This window comes from Micromonospora globbae, from assembly GCF_036184225.1.
GTDB lineage: Bacteria > Actinomycetota > Actinomycetes > Mycobacteriales > Micromonosporaceae > Micromonospora > Micromonospora globbae.
Genome location: NZ_CP108084.1, coordinates 5,215,258 through 5,233,840, shown reverse-complemented (window position 1 = coordinate 5,233,840; position 18,583 = coordinate 5,215,258). Strand labels below are relative to the sequence as shown.

General features: G+C 73.8%; 16 protein-coding genes. 3 read left to right on the top strand and 13 right to left on the bottom strand.

Annotated features, from left to right (window positions below; all coding sequences use genetic code 11):
* Positions 1–156: 156 nt before the first annotated feature.
* Both OG994_RS23625 and OG994_RS23620 read left to right on the top strand, forming a co-directional pair.
* Positions 157–2,988 carry a discoidin domain-containing protein gene (locus OG994_RS23625; protein ID WP_328851017.1) on the top strand — a complete coding sequence of 944 codons (2,832 nt, stop codon included), beginning with the start codon at positions 157–159 and terminating at the stop codon, positions 2,986–2,988.
* A gap of 114 nt (positions 2,989–3,102) precedes the next feature.
* Positions 3,103–7,389: a discoidin domain-containing protein gene (locus OG994_RS23620; protein WP_328851016.1), complete on the top strand. Its 4,287-nt coding sequence runs from the start codon at positions 3,103–3,105 to the stop codon at positions 7,387–7,389.
* A 116-nt stretch (positions 7,390–7,505) separates the two neighbouring features.
* On the opposite strand, the gene OG994_RS23615 is transcribed toward OG994_RS23620, so the two are convergent.
* The gene (locus tag OG994_RS23615) at positions 7,506–8,270 is read right to left on the bottom strand and encodes a crotonase/enoyl-CoA hydratase family protein (protein ID WP_328851015.1); all 765 of its coding nucleotides are present in this window, start codon (positions 8,268–8,270) and stop codon (positions 7,506–7,508) included.
* Between the two features lie 84 nt (positions 8,271–8,354).
* Between OG994_RS23615 and OG994_RS23610 the strand changes: the two genes are divergently transcribed.
* Complete coding sequence (locus tag OG994_RS23610; RefSeq protein WP_120328127.1) at positions 8,355–9,206, top strand: Rieske 2Fe-2S domain-containing protein; 852 nt, start codon at positions 8,355–8,357, stop codon at positions 9,204–9,206.
* Positions 9,207–9,210: 4 nt separating this feature from the next.
* On the opposite strand, the gene OG994_RS23605 is transcribed toward OG994_RS23610, so the two are convergent.
* The 12 genes from OG994_RS23605 to OG994_RS23550 form a co-directional block, all read right to left on the bottom strand.
* Positions 9,211–10,473 carry a LysM peptidoglycan-binding domain-containing protein gene (locus tag OG994_RS23605; RefSeq protein WP_328851014.1) on the bottom strand — a complete coding sequence of 421 codons (1,263 nt, stop codon included), beginning with the start codon at positions 10,471–10,473 and terminating at the stop codon, positions 9,211–9,213.
* Between the two features lie 9 nt (positions 10,474–10,482).
* Positions 10,483–10,902, bottom strand: coding sequence for a hypothetical protein (locus tag OG994_RS23600; RefSeq protein ID WP_120328125.1), 420 nt, complete (start codon positions 10,900–10,902; stop codon positions 10,483–10,485).
* A complete protein-coding gene (locus OG994_RS23595) occupies positions 10,899–11,378 on the bottom strand; it encodes a TadE/TadG family type IV pilus assembly protein (RefSeq protein WP_120328124.1) in 480 nt (159 codons plus the stop codon). Before OG994_RS23595 ends, OG994_RS23600 begins: the two co-directional genes overlap by 4 nt.
* Positions 11,363–11,785: a TadE/TadG family type IV pilus assembly protein gene (locus tag OG994_RS23590; RefSeq protein ID WP_328853777.1), complete on the bottom strand. Its 423-nt coding sequence runs from the start codon at positions 11,783–11,785 to the stop codon at positions 11,363–11,365. The genes OG994_RS23595 and OG994_RS23590 overlap by 16 nt, the downstream gene beginning before the upstream one ends.
* A 167-nt stretch (positions 11,786–11,952) precedes the next feature.
* Entirely contained in the window at positions 11,953–12,156 is a 204-nt protein-coding gene (locus tag OG994_RS23585; RefSeq protein ID WP_120328122.1) for a hypothetical protein, read from the bottom strand.
* Positions 12,157–12,180: 24 nt separating this feature from the next.
* Positions 12,181–13,065, bottom strand: coding sequence for a type II secretion system F family protein (locus tag OG994_RS23580; protein ID WP_328851013.1), 885 nt, complete (start codon positions 13,063–13,065; stop codon positions 12,181–12,183).
* Positions 13,066–13,117: 52 nt separating this feature from the next.
* Positions 13,118–14,065, bottom strand: a complete 948-nt coding sequence (locus tag OG994_RS23575) for a type II secretion system F family protein (protein WP_328851011.1) — start codon at positions 14,063–14,065, stop codon at positions 13,118–13,120.
* Positions 14,026–15,546 (bottom strand): CpaF family protein, encoded by a 1,521-nt coding sequence (locus OG994_RS23570; RefSeq protein ID WP_328851010.1) that lies wholly within the window; start codon positions 15,544–15,546, stop codon positions 14,026–14,028. Before OG994_RS23570 ends, OG994_RS23575 begins: the two co-directional genes overlap by 40 nt.
* Complete coding sequence (locus OG994_RS23565; protein WP_120328118.1) at positions 15,536–16,336, bottom strand: ParA family protein; 801 nt, start codon at positions 16,334–16,336, stop codon at positions 15,536–15,538. Before OG994_RS23565 ends, OG994_RS23570 begins: the two co-directional genes overlap by 11 nt.
* 2 nt (positions 16,337–16,338) lie before the next feature.
* Positions 16,339–16,998: an SAF domain-containing protein gene (locus tag OG994_RS23560; RefSeq protein WP_328851009.1), complete on the bottom strand. Its 660-nt coding sequence runs from the start codon at positions 16,996–16,998 to the stop codon at positions 16,339–16,341.
* Positions 16,999–17,029: 31 nt separating this feature from the next.
* Complete coding sequence (locus OG994_RS23555; protein WP_240032884.1) at positions 17,030–17,890, bottom strand: hypothetical protein; 861 nt, start codon at positions 17,888–17,890, stop codon at positions 17,030–17,032.
* A gap of 110 nt (positions 17,891–18,000) precedes the next feature.
* Positions 18,001–18,531 (bottom strand): hypothetical protein, encoded by a 531-nt coding sequence (locus OG994_RS23550; RefSeq protein ID WP_407942616.1) that lies wholly within the window; start codon positions 18,529–18,531, stop codon positions 18,001–18,003.
* Positions 18,532–18,583 lie beyond the last annotated feature (52 nt).

Genomic DNA, 18,583 nt, shown 5'->3' with positions numbered 1-18,583 from the left:
CCGCCCAGGGCCACCGCGCCGACCCGCCGGGCCGGCCGGCCGAGACGGACAGGAGGTATCCGCCGCACCACCAACTCGGGGGGACCGCAAGAGCAACTCGGGGGGACCGCACCGCACGGGGGATCTGGACCACCGACGAGAGGGAGAGCTTCGCTCATGCCCGACCACGCCACCGACACCCCACCCCGAAGAGCCCGCATCCGCACGGGCACGGCCGCCCTCGCGGCGGCCGCCCTCACCGCGACCTCGCTCACGGTCGTCGCGCTGACCGGCACCGCCACCCCGGCCCAGGCGGCCGGGCTCTCCCCGTTCGACATCCCGGGGCGCGGCGCCACCGTCCCGTTCGTCGAGCACGAGGCCGAGGAGGCCGCGCACACCGGCACGAGGATCGGCCCGGACCGGCGCTACGGCACGCTGCCGTCCGAGGCGTCCGGCCGCGAGGCCGTCACGCTCGACGCGGTCGGCGAGTACGTCGAGTTCACGCTGACCGCACCCGCGAACGCGGTCACGTTCCGGTACAGCATCCCGGACAACGCCGCCGGCACGGGCCGGGACGCGAGCATCGACCTGCGCGCCAACGGCGCCCTCGTGAAGTCCGTTCCCGTGACGTCCCGGTATGGCTGGTACTACGGCGGCTACCCGTTCAACAACAACCCGGGCGACGTCAACCCGCACCACTTCTACGACGAGACCCGGACCATGTTCGGCACCACCTACCCGGCCGGCACGACGATCCGCCTCCAGGTCTCCTCGACCGCCCAGTCACCCAGCTTCACCATCGACCTGGCCGACTTCGAGCTGGTCGGGCCGGAGATCCCGAAGCCCGCCGGCGCGCTCGACGTGGTCGCCGACTTCGGCGCCGACCCGACGGGCGCCACCGACTCGACCGCCAAGTTCCAGGCCGCGGTGGACGCCGGCAGGGCGCAGGGGCGGACCGTGTGGATCCCGCGGGGCACGTTCACCCTCTGGGACCACGTGGTGGTCGACGGGGTGACCCTGCGCGGCGCCGGGCCGTGGTACTCGGTGCTCGGCGGTCGCCACCCCACCGACCGCAAACGTGCCGCCGGCATCTACGGCAAGTACGTCCCGGGCGGCGGCTACGGCGGCGAGATCCGCCCGCACGAGGCCGGTGGCCCGAGCCGCAACGTGACCCTGCGCGACTTCGCGATCATCGGTGACATCCGGGAACGCGTCGACGAGCACCAGGTCAACGCGATCGGCGGGGCCATGTCCGACTCGGTGGTCGACAACGTCTGGCTCCAGCACACCAAGGTCGGCGCCTGGATGGACGGGCCGATGAACAACTTCACGATCCGCAACAGCCGGATCCTGGACCAGACCGCCGACGGGGTGAACTTCCACTGGGGAGTCACGAACTCCACGGTGACCAACACGTTCGTCCGCAACACGGGCGACGACGCGCTGGCCATGTGGGCGCAGAACGTGCCGAACGTCAACAACTCGTTCACCTTCAACACGATCGGCGTGACGATCCTCGCCAACCACCTGGTCACGTACGGCGGGCGGGACATCAGGATCACCGACAACGTGACCGCCGACTCGGTCACCAACGGCGGCGGCATCCACGTGGCGAACCGCTACCCGGGGGTGAACGGCCCGACCGCCGTCTCCGGGACGATCACCGTCGCCCGGAACACGCTGATCCGCAACGGCAACTCCGACTACAACTGGCGGTTCGGCGTGGGCGCGATCTGGTTCTCCGCGCTCAACGAACCGATCCAGAACGCGACGATCGCGGTCACCGACACCGACATCCTCGACAGCTCGTACGCGGCCCTGCACTGGATCGAGGGCGCCACCAGCGGGATCAGCTTCAGCAACGTCCGCATCGACGGCGCCGGGACGTACGCCCTCCAGGTGCAGGCACCCAGCCAGGTGTCGTTCACGAACGTGCGGGCCACCGGCATCGCGCAGGCCAACCCGATCCACAACTGCGTGGGCAGCGGCTTCCAGATCACCCAGGGCCCCGGCAACTCCGGCTGGTACACGCCCACGCCGTACTGCGGCCCCTGGCCCGAGCCGCAGTGGGGCGGCGGTCCCACCGACCCGCCGCCGACCGACCCCCCGCCGACCGACCCGCCACCCGCGGGCGGCAACCTGGCCCTCGGCCGGCCCGTCACCGCCACCAGCTCCACGCAGACCTACGTGGCGGCCAACGCCGTGGACGGCAACACCGCCAGCTACTGGGAGAGCGCGAACAACGCCTTCCCCCAGTCGCTGACCGTCGACCTGGGCGCGGTGCGCGCCGTCGACCGGGTGGTGCTGAAGCTGCCGCCGCCGTCGGCCTGGCAGGCGCGTACGCAGACGCTGGCCGTGCTCGGTTCGACAGACGGGTCGTCGTTCGGCACGCTCAAGGGGTCGGCCGGTTACACGTTCGATCCGGCGTCCGGCAACAGTGTGACGATCGCCCTCCCGGCCGGTGACCGGCGGTTCGTGCGGCTGACCTTCACCGGCAACACCGGCTGGCCGGCCGGCCAGCTCGCCGAGTTCGAGGTGTACGGCGACGGCACCCCGCCCACCACACCACCGCCCACCACCCCGCCACCCAGCGGAAACCTGGCGGCCGGGCGGCCGGTCTCGGCGACCAGCCACACCGACGTGTACGTGCCCGCGAACACCGTCGACGGCAACCCGAACACCTACTGGGAGAGCGCCAACAACGCCTTCCCCCAGTCGGTGACCGTCGACCTGGGCAGCGCCCGCCCGGTGTCCCGGCTCGTGCTGAAGCTCCCGCCCGCGGCGGCCTGGCAGACGCGTACGCAGACGCTGGCCGTGCTCGGTTCCACGGACGGGTCGTCGTTCGGCACGCTGAAGGGGTCGGCCGGTTACACGTTCGATCCGGCGTCCGGCAACAGCGTGACGATCGCCCTGCCGGCCGGTGACCGGCGGTTCGTGCGGCTGACCTTCACCGGCAACACCGGCTGGCCCGCCGGCCAGCTCGCCGAGTTCGAGGTCCACGCCACCTGACGTGCGCCGGTGGGGCCCTGCCGCCGATCGGGGCCCCACCGGCGCGCCCGCAACACCCCGCACCACCACCGCACACGCCTCTCCACGTCCCCCGGGAAGAAGGTGTCCGCAACCATGTCCAGATTCCGCACCCGACTCATCGCGGTGCTCACCGCGGTCGGCCTGGCCGTCACCGCGGCTCCGGCGCCGCCGGCCGCCGCCGCGGGCGGCCCGAACCTCGCCGCCGGGCGCAGCACCTCCGCCAGCAGCGCCAACGGACCGTACGTCGCCGCCAACCTCACCGACGGCAACCAGGGCAGCTACTGGGAGAGCAGCGGCGCCCTCCCACAGTGGGCCCAGGTCGACCTCGGGTCCAGCCAGTCGATCGACCAGGTGACGCTCAAGTTGCCGGGCGGCTGGGAGGCCCGCACCCAGACGCTCTCCGTGCAGGGCAGCGCGGACGGCAGCGGCTTCAGCACCATCGTCTCCTCCGCCGGCCGGTCGTTCAGCCCGGCCAGCGGAAACACCGTGACCCTCACCTTCCCGGCCACCAGCACCCGGTTCGTGCGGATCGCCGTCACGGCGAACACCGGCTGGCCGGCCGCCCAGCTCGCCGAGCTGGAGGTGTACGGCGCCGCCACCTCCTCGACCAACCTGGCGCTCGGCAAGGCGATGGCCGAGAGCGGGCACGCCGACGTGTACGGCGCCGCCAACGCCAACGACGGCAACGCGGCCACCTACTGGGAGAGCGTCAACAACGCCTTCCCGCAGTGGATCCAGGTCGACCTGGCCGCCACCGTGAACGTCGACCGGCTGGTGCTCAAACTGCCGGCCGGCTGGCCGGCGCGCAGCCAGACGCTGACCGTGCAGGGCAGCACCAACGGGTCGACCTTCAACACCCTGGTCGCCTCGGCGGCGTACGCCTTCAACCCGGGCTCCGGCAACACGGTCACCGTGACCGTGCCGACGGCGTCCACCCGGTACGTCCGGCTGCTGTTCACCGCGAACACCGGCTGGCCCGCCGGGCAGCTCTCCGAGCTGGAGGTGTACGGCCCGGCCACCGGCGACACGCAGCCGCCCTCGGCACCCGGCAACCTCGCCTTCACCGAGCCGGCGCCCGACCAGATCCGGCTCACCTGGACGGCGTCGACCGACAACGTGGGCGTGACCGGCTACGACATCTACGCCAACGGTGTGCTGCGCACCAGCGTCGGCGGCTCGACGCTCACGTACACCGACACCCAGCCGGCCGGCGCCACGGTCACCTACCACGTCCGGGCCCGGGACGCCGCCGGCAACCAGTCGCCGAACAGCAACACGGTCACCCGCACGGGCAACACCGGTGACACGGTGGCACCCACGGCGCCGGGCAACCTGGCGTACACCGAGCCGGCGAGCGGCCAGATCCGGTTGACCTGGACGGCGTCCACCGACAACGTCGGCGTGACCGGCTACGACGTGTACGCCAACGGCGCCCTGCGCGGCAGCGTCAACGGCACGACCCTCACGTACACCGACACCCAGCCGGCGTCGGCCACCGTCTCCTACGTCGTGCGTGCCCGCGACGCGGCGGGGAACGTGTCGGCGAACAGCAACACGGTGACCCGCCCCGGCAGCACGCCGGGCGGCACCAACCTGGCGGTCGGCAAGCCGATCACGGCCTCGTCGGTGGTGCACATCTTCAACGCGGTCAACGCCAACGACGACGACGTCACCACCTACTGGGAGGGCGCGCCGGGGGCGTACCCGAGCACCCTGACCGTCGCGCTGGGCGCGAACGCGACCATCAGCTCGCTGGTGGTCAAGCTCAACCCCGACCCGGTCTGGGGGTCGCGTACGCAGACGTTCCAGGTGCTCGGCCGGGAGCAGTCGGCGTCGGGGTTCACGACGCTGGTCGGCTCGGCCACGTACTCGTTCAACCCGGCGAGCGGCAACACCGTGACCATCCCGGTCTCGGCGACCGCCGCCGACGTGCGGCTCCAGTTCACGGCCAACTCCGGCTCGTCCAACGGGCAGGTCGCCGAACTCCAGGTGATCGGCGTGCCGGCGCCGAACCCCGACCTGACCGTCACCGGCATCACCGCGTCACCGGCCACGCCCGTCGAGACCGACGCGATCACGCTGAGCGCCACGGTCCGCAACGCCGGCACGGCGGCCTCGGCCGCCACCGCCGTCGGCCTCTACCTGGGTACGACGAAGGTCGGCACGGCGAACGTCGGTGCGCTGGCCGCCGGGGCGTCCACCACCGTCTCGGCGAACGTCGGGCCGCGCAACGCGGGCAGCTACGAGCTGGTCGCGAAGGTCGACGAGGCGAACACGGTCATCGAGCAGAACGAGGCCAACAACACCTACACCCGCCCGACCCCGCTCACCGTCAGCCCGGTGGCCAGTTCCGACCTGGTCGCGTCCGCGGTCACCTGGTCGCCCGGCACGCCGAGCGCGGGCGCCACGGTGAGCTTCGCGGTGACCATCCGCAACCAGGGCACGATCGCGTCGGCGAGCGGCGCCCACGGCGTCGCGCTGACCGTGCTGAACGACTCGGGCGCCGTCGTGCGGACGCTGACCGGCTCGTACAGCGGCACCATCGGCGCGGGCGCGACGGCCGGCCCGGTCGACCTCGGCACCTGGACGGCGGCCAACGGCCGGTACACCGTGCGGGTGGTGCTCGCCGACGACGCCAACGAGTTGCCGGTGAAGCGGCAGAACAACACGAGCGAGCGGGCGCTCTTCGTCGGTCGCGGTGCGAACCTGCCGTACGACATGTACGAGGCGGAGGACGGCTCGGTCGGCGGCGGCGCGCAGGTGGTCGGGCCGAACCGGACCATCGGCGACCTGGCCGGCGAGGCGTCCGGCCGCCGGGCGGTCACCCTCAACACGACCGGCGCGTACGTCGAGTGGACCACCAAGGCGCCCGCCAACGCCCTGGTGACCCGCTTCTCCATCCCGGACGCGCCGGGCGGCGGCGGGATCACCTCGACGCTGAACATCTACGTCAACGGTGTCCTGCACAAGCCGATCAGCCTCACCTCGAAGCACATCTGGCTGTACGGCGCCGAGGCCGGACCGAGCGACTCGCCGAGCGCCGGCCCGCCCCGGCACATCTACGACGAGGCGAACGTCCTGCTGGACTCGACCATCCCGGCGGGCAGCCGGATCCGGCTCCAGAAGGACCCGGCGAACAGCACCACGTACGCCATCGACTTCGTCAACCTGGAGCAGGTGGCGCCGCGCGCCAACCCGGACCCGGCCCGGTACAAGGTGCCGAACGGCTTCAGCCACTCCGACGTGCAGAACGCGCTGGACGCCGTCCGGATGGACACCACGGGCACCCTCGTCGGCGTCTACCTGCCGGCCGGCACGTACGAGACCTCCCAGAAGTTCCAGGTCTACGGCAAGCCGGTCAAGGTGGTCGGCGCGGGCATGTGGTACACCCGCTTCCAGACGCCGACGGGGCAGCAGAACACCGACGCCGGCTTCCGCGTGGAGCCCTCGGCCAGCGGGTCGTCCTTCGAGCACCTCGCCTTCTTCGGCAACTACACAAACCGGATCGACGGGCCGGGCAAGGTCTGGGGTGAGCTGAAGGACGTGGACAACCTGACCCTCGACAACGTCTGGGTCGAGCACACGGTCTGCGCGTACTGGGGTGTCAGCGTGAGCGGCCTCAAGATCACGAACAGCCGCTTCCGGAACACGTTCGCCGACGCGGTGAACATGACCAACGGCAGCACGGGCAACCTGGTCGCCAACTCGGAGGGGCGCTCCAACGGCGACGACGCGTTCGCCCTCTTCTCCGCCACGGACCAGGGCGCGTCCACCGGCAACCACGGGAACGTCTTCGAGAACCTGACCGCCACGCTGACCTGGCGGGCGGCCGGCATCGCGGTGTACGGCGGCTACGACAACGTGTTCCGCAACCTCTACATCGCGGACCAGTTGACGTACTCCGGCATCACGATCAGCTCGCTGGACTTCGGCTACCCGTTCATCGGGTTCGGGGCCAGCCCGCCCACCCGGTTCGAGAACATCTCCCTGATCCGGTCGGGCGGCCACTTCTGGGGAGCGCAGACCTTCCCCGCGATCTGGATCTTCTCGGCGTCGAAGGAGTTCCGCGGCATCCGGGTGTCCGACGTGGACATCGTGGACCCGACGTACTCCGGGATCATGTTCCAGACCAAGTACACCGGCAGCCAGCCGGAGAACCCGGTCACCGACACCGTCTTCACCAACGTCTCGATCTCCGGGGCGCGGCGCAGCGGTGACGCCTTCGACCACAAGTCGGGCTTCGGCATCTGGGTCAACGAGATGCCCGAGCAGGGCCAGGGCCCGGCGGTCGGCTCCGCGACCTTCAACAACCTCCGCCTGACCGACAACGACGTCGACATCAGGAACACGACCTCGACGTTCACGATCATCCGCAACTGACCACCCCGACCGCGGGCGTCGCCGGGAGGATCGACCCTCCCGGCGGCGTCCGCGCTTCATCCGCACCCGCGCGGCCGCTGTGGGGCTGCTGACGACAGCGCTGGCCGAGGTCCGGGTCAGGTGGCGGGTGCGCCGTGCCGGCCGGCGCCGGCGGCGAACCGGGCCGCCCCGGCCGCCGCGTCCGTGGCCAGCGACTCCATCCCGTACGCCAGCTCGGCCGCCATCGCCTCCGGCTCGGGCAGCCCGGCGCCCGCGAGCACCGCGGCCCGGTCGTTGCGCAGGCAGGTCTGCGGGAACCGGGCCAGCTCCGCCGCCAGCTCCTCGGCCGCCGCCCGCGCCGTTCCCGGCGCGACCAGGCGGTTGACCAGCCCCATGGCGTACGCCTCCTCGGCGGGCACCGGGCGGCCCGTGAGGATCAGGTCCATGGCCCGGCTCTCGCCGATGAGGCGGGGCAGCCGTACCGTGCCGCCGTCGACGAGCGGCACCCCCCAGCGCCGGCAGAACACCCCGAGCACCGCGTCGGACTCGGCCACCCGCAGGTCGCACCAGAGCGCCAGCTCCAGGCCACCGGCGACGGCGTGACCGGAGATCGCCGCGATCACCGGCTTGCCGAGGGCCATCCGCGTCGGGCCCATCGGCCCGTCCCCGTCCGGCTCGACCCGGTTGCCGCGCGGTGTGCCGATCGCCTTCAGGTCGGCGCCCGCGCAGAAGGTGCCGCCGGCACCCCAGAGCACGGCCACCGACGCGTCGGAGTCGGCGTCGAAGGCGCGGAACGCGTCCGCGAGCGCCCGCGCGGTCGGCCCGTCGACGGCGTTGCGCGCCTCCGGTCGGTCCAGGATCACGGTGGTCACCGGCCCGTCGCGTTCGACCCGTACGCCCATCGGCACAGCATGCCCGGCGTGCGGCCGGCGTACCAGGCCCGACTTGGGCGGTTTGCCGTCGTCTCTGGCGGGAAGTGGGTAGCCGTGCGAGCACTCCTGACGAAGATCGAGCAGAACACCCGGCTGGACGGGGTGGGTGACCGGTTGCAGCGCGCCGTCCAGGCGACCCTGCGACCGCAGTGGCTGCGGGACTTGTTGCACGGCGTCCCGCTGGGCCATCCGCTGCATCCGGCGATGGTGCAGGTGCCGGTGGGTTCGTGGATCAGCGCGGCGATCCTCGACCTGATGCCCGGTCAGCGCCGGGCGGCCACCACGCTGACCGCGGTCGGCACCGTGAGCGCCGTGCCGGCGGCCGTGGCCGGCCTCAACGACTGGGCGGCGCTCGCCCCCGACCAGCGGCGGGTCGGCCTGGTCCACGCCGCGGCCAACAGCATCGGCCTGGCGTGCTACGCCGGTTCGCTGGCGGCCCGCTTCTCCGGCCGGCACAGCCTCGGGCGGATGCTCAGCTTCGCGGGCCTCGGCGCCGCGAGCATGGGCGCCTACATCGGCGGGCACCTCGCGTACAAGCAGGGCGCGCAGGTCAACCAGAGCATCTCCGAGATGCACCTCATCAGCCAGGGGTGGCACCCGCTCGGCGACATGGCGAGCCTGCCGCAACGGCAGCTGATCACCCGGGAGATCGACGACGTGTCGGTCATCCTCTACCGGCACGGTGACGACGTCACCGTGATGCTGGAGCGCTGCCCGCACCAGAGCGGCCCGCTCGGCCAGGGCGAGGTGCAGGAGATCGACGGGCACGCCTGCGTGGTCTGCCCCTGGCACGGCAGCACGTTCCGCCTCAACGGTGGCGAGGTCGTGCACGGCCCGTCCGGCAACGACCAGCAGGTCCTGCCGACGCGGATCCGCGACGGCGTGCTGGAGGCCCGGCTGCCCTGACAGCTCAGGGCCGGTCCTTCCGGTGCCGCCCGGCTGGCAGCTCGCCCGTCGCGCGTGCGTGGGCGCCCGCCTGCCCGCTCGGCAGCGCCCGGCCGGCTCTGCGGCCCGCGACGGCATCCGTCCGGTCGGCGCCCCGAGCGGTCGACGCCCCGGCGGCGCCCCGAGCGGCCCTCGCCCCGACGGTGCCCCGACCGGTTCGCGCGCCGCTGGTGGCCGGGCGGCGGCGCAGCCCGAGTACCGCGCCCACCTGGGCGCCGACGATGCTCGCCACGGCGAGCACGGCCGAGATCGCCAGGGGGCGGTTCAACCGGTCCGGCTCGGTGGCCCGGGCCGCGCCCACGGTCATCGCCGGCGACCCGGCCTCGGACGAACCGGTGCCCGTCCGGTGCCCACCCGGCTGGCCAGACACCACCTCCGCCTGCCGGCCGCCATCGCCCACCCCGGCTCGCTCGCCGGCGCCCGGCGACGGTGCCGCCTCCCGGTCACCGTGTGCCGGGGCCACCCGCTCGGGAACGGGACGGGCGACGAGACGGCCCGTGGCGTGCGGCCGTACGCCCTGGTCGGTCGCGCGTTCCGGGAGCCTGATCAACTGACCCGGGCGGATCCGGTCCGGATCGGCCAGCCGGTTGAGCCGGGCCAGCTCGCGGTAGTCGGCGAACTCGTCCAGGTAGCGCTCGGCCACCGCGCCGAGGTAGTCGCCCTTCGCGACTCGGTAGACGGGTGCGCCGCCGTACGGCGCGTCCCGCGTGATCGGGCTCGCGACCGTGGCCGGACCGGACGACGCGGAATCGGCCCGCGCGACGACGGTCGGCCCGGCGTACGCCTGGGTGCCGGCGACGGCGGTCGGCCCGGCGTACGCCTGGGTGCCGGTGACCGCGGCGGCGCTGGCGGCGGCCGGTGCGGCGGCGACGATCAGCGCGACCGAGCCGACCAGCGCGGCGGCGGCCCGCTGCTGGCGGCTCATGCCGGGCAGCCGGGGCGCCGGGCGGCGCAGCGCCTGGGCGCCGAGTTCGACGAGCACCGAGAGGGTGAACGTGGCCCAGCCGAACCAGCCGGCCACGGCCAGCGCGCGCAGGAACAGCTGCCCGTCGTCGCGGCTGGTCAGCGTGGCGCCGACCTCGGCGAGCGACGGTACGTGGTCGGGGAGCGGGTTGCCGGCGAAGGCGAGCAGCGCCACGGGCGCGCCCACCACCACCGCGCAGAGCACGACGAGCGCGCCGAGCCCGGTGAGGACGCGCCCGGTGCGGCGTACGGCCGAACGAACCATGCTGCCTCCCTACGGTTCCCCGGTGAGGGCCCGCGCGGTGGCCTCACCGGTCACGGTGACGGTGTCGCCGAAGCCGAAGAGGCCGAGCATCGACCGCCGGTACGTGACCTCGACCCGGACCCTGACCAGCGTCTCGCCCCCGACGACGGGGAAGCTGACTGTGTGGCGGCGGACGCCGCCGGCGGCGGCGAGGTAGTCGGCCACGGCGGCGCGTGCCTGCCGTTCGTCGATGCGCTTCGGCCCGCCGGCGATCGCGGTGGCCCGGTCGATCGCCTGCCCGCCGGTGCGGGCGGCCTCGGCGGCGAGGTTGTCGGCGCGTTGCAGGCTCCGCAACTGGCCGGCGCCGTCGTACGAGAGCCCGATGAGGGCGAGCACCCCGACCATTGCCACGGCGAGGAAGATGCTCACCCGTCCCGCGTCCCGATTCATCCTCGGCTCCGGTAGCGGTCCAGCGGCGAGGTGAAGCTCGCCGCGACCCGGTTGCCCGCCGGCATCCCGGGCAGCACGGAGAGGTGGATGTCCTCGAAGGACACGGTGCAGCTGACCTGGACGGTGACCGTCGCCTCCTGCCCCGCGCGGCTGCGGAAGGCCGCCGCGAAGCTCGTCGTCCGGCCTCCGACCGAGCCGCTGAAGGTGAGTTCGGGCGGCTCGGTGCAGGCCAGGCCGCGCCAGCCGAGCTGCCGGACGGCCGCGGCGCGGGCCGCCGCGCGGGCCGTGGAGGCGTCCCGGGAGATCGAGGCGGCGCGGGCCGCGTCGTGCGCCGCCGCGTCGATCGCCTCGGCCGCCACCGCCGTACGCCCGGTGGCCCCGGCCAGCACGATCAGCGCGATGAACGCCGGGGCGAGCACCGCCACCTCGATGGAGACGGAGCCCCGTCCGCCGTCGCGGGTCACGGCGTGGTCCACCGTTCCACCGTCCCGTGCGCGGTCTGCGTCACCGGGAATCTCACCAGGGGGATCACCGAGAGGGACCGGCCCCGCACCGTGCAGGTCACCTCGGTGGCGGTGGTCTCGCACACCGGCCCCGGCCGGTCCCATCCCACGAGCCAGTCACCGGAGGCGCGGAGGAACCGGGTGGCGCGCTGCGGCCCCGCGTCCGCGGGGGCCTGGTACACCCGCTGCGCGTTGACCGCGCTCTGCGCGGCGTTCAGCGCGGTCGACCGGGCCACGAACCAGACGGCGACCTGCACCGACGCGAAGAGCAGCACCAGGATCACGGGCATCACCACCGCCAGTTCGACGGGGTTGGCGCCCCGGTCCGCACCGCCGGCCACCAGCCGCCGCGCCACGGGAGCGGCCAGGCGGCGGGCCACGAGGGGAGCGGCTCGGCGGCGAGCCGCGACGCGGGAGGCGTCCCGCTCCGCGCGCCGGCCGCCGTGGGCGCGGGGGCCCGTCCCGCGTACGGCGACGGCCGGGCGGGTGCGCCGGACGGCGCGTGCCGCCCGGCGCACCCGGCCGGAAGCGACTCGGTGCATGGCCCTTACTTCGGGTCCTGGTGCTTCGGGATGTTGTCCATCCAGTCGTTGGCGCTGGCCAGGGCCGCCGCGGTGACCGCCATGGCGACCGCCACGAGACCAAAGATGATCACCGCGGTCGGCACCGGGCTGTCGCCGCGCTCGCCGTGGCGGCGCAGTTCGGCCAGGCGCGCGGTCAGCGCGGCGTGCAGGTAGGTGATGAGCGGCATGGCGTACTCCTTCTCGGTGCGGGGTCAGAGGCGGGCGATGAACGGGTAGATGGCGAAGCCGAGCAGGACGAAGACGAGCAGGGCGCCCGGGATGTCGAGGCGGCTGGTCACCCCCTCGGCGCGGGCCAGGTTGTCGGTCCGGATCTGGTCGCGCAGCGAGTCGGCCCGGCTGCGCAGGGTCTCGTGCACCTGCGCTCCCTCGCTGCCGGAGGAGCGCATGATCGCGCCCACGTCGCCCAGCTCGGGGATGCCGATCCGGTCGGCGAGGTCGCGCAGCTCGTCCCAGGGCGAGTGCATCTGCATCTGGGCGATCCGCAGCGCCTCGGCGATCCGGTCGAACACCCAGCCCTCGCAGACCGCCGCGGCCCGCTCCAGCGACTGCACCGGGCCGTGCGCGGCGGAGAGCTGCAACGCCACCAGGTCCAGGTAGGTGCAGACCGCCTGGCGGAACTCGTCCCGTGCCTTGGCGGCCCGGCTGAGCACCGCGCGGTGCGCGAGCAGCGCGGCCACCAGGGCCAGGCCGAGGCTGCCCAGCACCGGCACGGCCAGCGGCAGGTGGATGCCGAGCAGGAAGCCGGCCACGCCGATCAGGGTGGGCGCGGCCAGCCCGATGAGCGCGGAGAGCAGCACCGACAGGGCGTACTGCTCGGGCGTCTGGTCGATGAGCGCGAGCTGCCGGTGCGGCGGCCGCAGCCACCGCGAGAAGCCGCTGAGCCACTCCAGCCTCCGGCTGGCCGGTGCCCCGAGCGTCCCGGCGGCCGGCTGGTGCAGCCGGCGCAGCGCCGGGCCGAGCGCCGGCGCCGCCGGCACCAGCTCGCGGACCACGAGGAACAGGCCGAGCCCGACGGCCGCGCCGGCGCCGACGGCGATGGCCAACGGCCAGTCGGGGTACGCGCCGAAGGGGCTCACGGTGCCAGTCCTTCGTTCGCGACTGCGGGGCTCGCAAGCTCACTCCTCGCGCTCACGCGATCGCCTCCTCGGGGTCGGGCGGCGGCAGGAACCGGGCCGGCCGCTGCGGCTGGCTCATCGACCGCACCCAGGCCAGCAGGCCGACGAACGCCGCGCCGAGCGCCGCCATCACGAGCTGGCCGGCCGGTGTGCCGTACGGGCGGATGTACTCGGTGTTGAGCAGCCCGTACGCCACGGTGGCGAGGGTCATCCCGGTGAGGAAGCGCACCGCGAACCGGGGCTGCGTACGCTTCGCCTCCACCTCGCGGCGGGTGGCGACCTCGGCCGCCGCGGCGGCGGCGATCGAGCCGAGCACGTCGCCGAGGCGCTCGCCCCGGTCGGTGAGGTGCAGGATCAGCGCGGCCACCACCTGGTCACAGACCGGGTCACCGATCTCGTCGGCGAAGGCGAGCAGGGCGGAACGGGTCAGCCAGCCGGCCTGGAGGCGGGCGGCCAGCAGGCGTACCTCCTCCTCGATCTCCTCGGGCGCGGTGCCGACGGTGTGGATGATCGACTGTTGCAGCCCCTGGCCGGTGGCGGTGACGTCCTTGAGCCGGCGGGTCCACTCGCCGACCGCCTCGATCCGGGCGATCGCCCGCTGCTCGGCCCGGCCCACGCTGAACAGCCATGGCGTGCCGGGCACCGCCACGGCGACCAGCAGCCCCACGACGGGCAGGCCGGTGAGCAGGAAGGCGGCCGCCCCGGCCACCAGCGCGCCGACCAGCAGGGCCTGGTGGTTGCGCCGCTCCCGAGGCGTGCTGCCCGGGCCCTCCCACAGCCGGCGCAGGCCGTGGCCGGCCCCAGGGCGTGGACCGGGTGGCCGCCGGGTGCCGACCAGGGCGACGACCGCCAGCACCAGGCCGGCCACGCACGCGGCACCGGAGACCACCGCGATCAGCTCGATGTCGTCGCGCACGCCCGTCACCTCCGGGCCAGTCGGGTCTGCCGGGGTCGCCGCCACGCGCCGGTGCCGGCCTCGATCCACCGGGTCAGCAGCCGGGCGTCGTAGCCGACGCGCAGCAACTGGTCGCGGACACGTTCCGGCAGGTGCAACGGGACCGCCCGGCCGTCCGGCCCGGGACCGAAGACCGTCGTCGTGGTGATCCGCCCGGTGTCCCCGGCGCCGATCACCTCCTCGACGTGGGAGACGAAGCGGTGCTTGCGCCCGCCGATGGCGGTCTCGTCCTCGACCGTCACGTACACGATCAGGTCGAGCGCGTTGCCGGCCATGCGGCGCGCCTGGTCGACGGTCATCTCCCGGCCGTGGGCGAGCGCCAGCTCCACGATCCGCTCGCCCACCCCCGCCGGCGTACGGGCGTGGATCGTGCACATCGAGCCCCGGCTGGTCGTCATGGCCTGGAGCATCGGGACGATCTCCCGCGACCGGACCTCGCCCACGATGATCCGCAGTACGCCCATCCGCAGCGACACCGGGATCAGGTCGGCGATAGTCACCTCGCCGGCGGGGCGGCCGTCCAGCCCCCGCTCACCGTGCCCCTCGCGGGCCTCGAAGCTCATCACCGCCCGGTGTCGGTGGTTACGGCGCGCGGGCAGCAGTTCCCGGCTCTCCTCCAGCAGCACGTACGGCTCGTCCGGCGGGATCTCGTTCATCAGCGCGCGGATGATCGTGGTCTTACCGGCGCCGGCGAGCCCGGCCACCATGATGTTCAGACCGGCCCGCATGGACGCGCGGAGGAAGTCACGCAGCAGCGGGTCGATCATCTCGTCCAGGTCGGGCCGCGAGCCGGCGATGTCGTCGAGGCTCACGTCGAGCGTGTTGTGCTTGCGGATCACCGCGTAGGGGCGGTGGCTGACGAGGAACACGGCGGCGAGCCGGCTGCCGTCGGGCAGTTGCAGGTCGAGGGTGGGCTTCGAGGTGGAGAGGGAGCGTTCGGTGGCCCCGGCCCGGCGGGCCGCCGCCTGGAGGATCTCCACCAGTTCGTCGTCGCTGTCGGCGATGGGTTCGGCCCAGTCGACCCCGCCGCCGTGCCGGGTGATGCGCACCTGGTCGCACCCCAGGATGTGCACCTCCTCGATGGTGTCGTCGACCAGCAGGGTCTGCAGCCGGCCGAGCCCCACCAGCTCGGCGGTCACCTGGTCGAGCAGGAGCCGCTCCTCCTCGGCCGGCATCGGCGTGCCGGCCCGGCGGACCGAGTCGGCGTACTCGGCCACCACCGCCACGGCGAGCCGGGCCCGCTCGGTCTCCTCCTCGTCGGGGGTGAACTCCCGACCGCGCTGCCAGCGGGTGAGGCGCTCGCTGAGCTGCCGGCGCAGCTCCCGCACCACCGCGAAGTCCACCCGGTGGCGGGGCAGCTGCGGGGCCGGCGCGGCGACGGGCACGGGGAGCGGCGGTCCGTGGTGCCCGTTCGCGAGCGGCGGCGCGGTCGAGGTGGCGGCCGGCGGGTGCTGGCGCGGGTCGGCCGAGACCGGCTCAAAACGCATCCGGCACCCCCTGCTGGACGGGCCAGGACAGCCGTGCCCGGCGCCGGTCGAGCAGCGCGCCGACGGGCACCTCGAGGGCGGACGCCGCGCGCATCAACGGCCGTCCGGCCCGCACGTTCCCGCCGACGGTGAGCACCCGGGCGGTACGCGGATCGTGCGGCAGCCGCGCGATCACCGGCAGCCGCAGCGCGCGGCTGACCTCCGTACGCCCGTGCCCGTCGCCGACCAGCAGCAGCCGCAGGGTGCCCGGTGGCACCCGGTGCTCGGAGAAGTCCCGTTCGATCGCCCGGACCATGGCCCGCGTGCCGGAGAGGTCGGGCAGCTCGGCCCGGGTCACCACGAGCACCACCGCGGCGGCGCGCAGCAGCGGCCAGGGCGGGTGGGGGACGTGCAGCCGGCCGCAGTCGACCAGCACGTCGTACGACGGCGTGCCGTGTTCCAGACCGGCGAAGTAGTCGGCGAACCGCTGCCACAGCGGGGCCACGCTGCCGGACTGGGCGGGATCGACCACGCCCGGCAGGAGCAGTCGTTCCCGTCGTGGCGCGTCCAGGTCGACCAGTTGCGACCAGAACGCCGTCTCCAGGTTGCCGTCGCGCAGCTCGGCGACGGCCAGCTCCCCGATGCCGCGCGGTCCGTCGAGTGCTCCGCCGAGGAAACCGGCGAGGATCGACCCGCCGGCCGGGTCGCACTCGGCGAGGACCAGCCGCCGGTGCCAGGTCAGCGCGGCGGCCAGCGCCGAGGTGGTGACGCCCGGCGAGCCCTTGGCGGAGACCAGCGCGATGATCGCCATGCTCAGGCCACCCTGGTGAGCACGACGGCGATCCGGTCCTGCGCGTTCAACGCCACCACCGCCGGTACGTCCCGGACGGCGAGCGCGAGGTAGACGACCACCTCGTCGTCGGTCTCCGAGGCGCGGGTGTCGATGACGGTGGCCGGGAAGCGCGTCCCGGGCGCGGTGGGGCCGGTGGCCTCGTCGTCCGGGGTGCTGACGAGCAGCACCTTGTCGCCCGGGTGCAACTGCCGGGCGGGCACCTCGGCGGGCTCGAGCCCGAGCGCCAGTTGCTGCTCGCCGGGGCCGAGCAGCGGGTCGTCCGTCACCTGCGCCAGGGTGAGCAGCGTGCCCGGGGCCAGCGAGACGGCGGCCCGCTTGCCGACCACCTCGTCGATCCGGTCGGCCGGTACGGGAGCCAGGCCCTGACCACCGGCCACCTGCACCGGCCGCAGGTCGTCGGCGGTGAGCTGGCGACCCACCTCCACCGGCCGCGCGACCGCCAGGTAGCTGCCGGTGGCGCGTACCGAGGTGACCGCGAACGCGGCGCCCAGCCCGCCGAGGGCGATCAGCAGCACAGCCAGGCCGAGCAGCCCCGGACGCACCCGGCGCTGCCGGACCACCCTCGGCGGGTTGACCGGCGTCTCGGTCGGGGCCGTCGCGTTCCGCGTCGCCAGACTCATCGGGCCACCGCCGTCCGCTCGTCGGTCGCGCTCATCGCGTCACCACCTGAAGTTCGTCGATCTGGATGGGCACCGTCCCGGTCGTCCGGGTCACCGGGATCTCCCCGCTCTCGCCGCCGCCCCGCCAGGTCACCGTCCAGTGGGTGCTGGCGCGCACCACGTAGTCGCCGGCCTTCGCGTACCCGCGGTGGTATCCGCAGGTCGGTGAGCGTTGGCCGGCGTGCCGTCCGGTGACCTTGTACTCGGTGCCGGGGCCGGTGCAGGTGACCGTCCGGCCGTCGCCCATGTCCCAGACGATCCGGTCGAAGACCGCCGTGATCTCGACGGTCAGGCCCCGCTCGGTCGCCGTCCTGGAGATCTCCGGGCCGAACGTCTCCAGGGCGTTCTCCGCCCACATCCAGACGGGCAGCCCGACCAGGCCGGGGCCGGTGTCGCGGCGGGGAGCGACGGCGATCCGGGGCGGCCGGATGGTGATCCGGGCCAGCGCCCGGCGGGCCAGCTCCTCGGGGTCGGGCGGGGCGCCGAAGCCGGGCGGCGGGGCGTCGAGCAGGACCGAGTGCTGGTCACCGAGGTCGCCGCCGTTGCAGGTGGCCAGGTACCACTGCTTGCCCTCGGGCGTCTCGCCCGAGCGTGGCTCATCCAGCTTGTAGTAGCAGCCGTCCCCGTTGTTGAACCAGCCGAGCACGTCGTCGTAGCACGGCAGGGTGCGGCCGTTCCACTGGCAGGTGCCACCGCCGCCGCCCCCGCCGGAGTCGCCGTCACCGCCGTCGTTCCCGCCGTCCCCGCCACCGCCGGGCGTGCCCGGGTCGTCGTCCCAGACGCTGCAGTCGTGCTGCTCCGGCGGGCACTCGGCGCCCGGGCCCGCCCGCCGGGCGGCCGTCGCCGGTCCCATGGCGGCGGCCACCAGCGTGACCGCCAGGCCGAGACCCGCGAGGCGACCGACGCACCGGCGGGCTGCCCCGCCCCACGGGGTCCGGGGCGGGGCAGCCCTTCCCCCCCAGGTCAGCACGGCTGGTCCTGGTGTGCCGCGCCGGCGCTGATCAGCCAGCGGCCGTCGGGGTACCGGGTGGCGGTGGCGGTGGCCAGGTAGCGTTTCCCGCCGCTGCCGGGAACCGCCCGCCCGTCCGTCGTGTAGACGAGGCGGTAGCCGGTCGCGTCGAGACAGTCCTGGATCTCCACGGTCGGCGGATCGGAGTCGAGACTGACCGCGGTGACCGTCGGGGCGGACCTCAACGTTCCGGTACGCATCGCGCCGTGCTCCTTCGCGTCACGAATTGCCATTCGGACTCGGGTCAACAGCGGATCCGCGAGGAACCGGGACAGTTCCGGCGCGTGCGGATCTCCCCGTCGACTCGCCGTACGGGACGCCGCGAGATAGCCGGAATAGGCATCGAGCGCAGCCTTTCCCGCGGCCTGCTCGTCGGCCTCCCGGTGGGCCGTGACGTCGCCGGTCGTCGGTGGCCGCGGCGGTGCCACCGCCGCCTCCCGTCCGGCGCCGCACGCCGTGACGGATGCCGTCACCCCGACCGTCATCAGGCAGATTGCCGCTCGGCCGAGCTGCCTTCCTCGCACCGCCCTGCCTCCT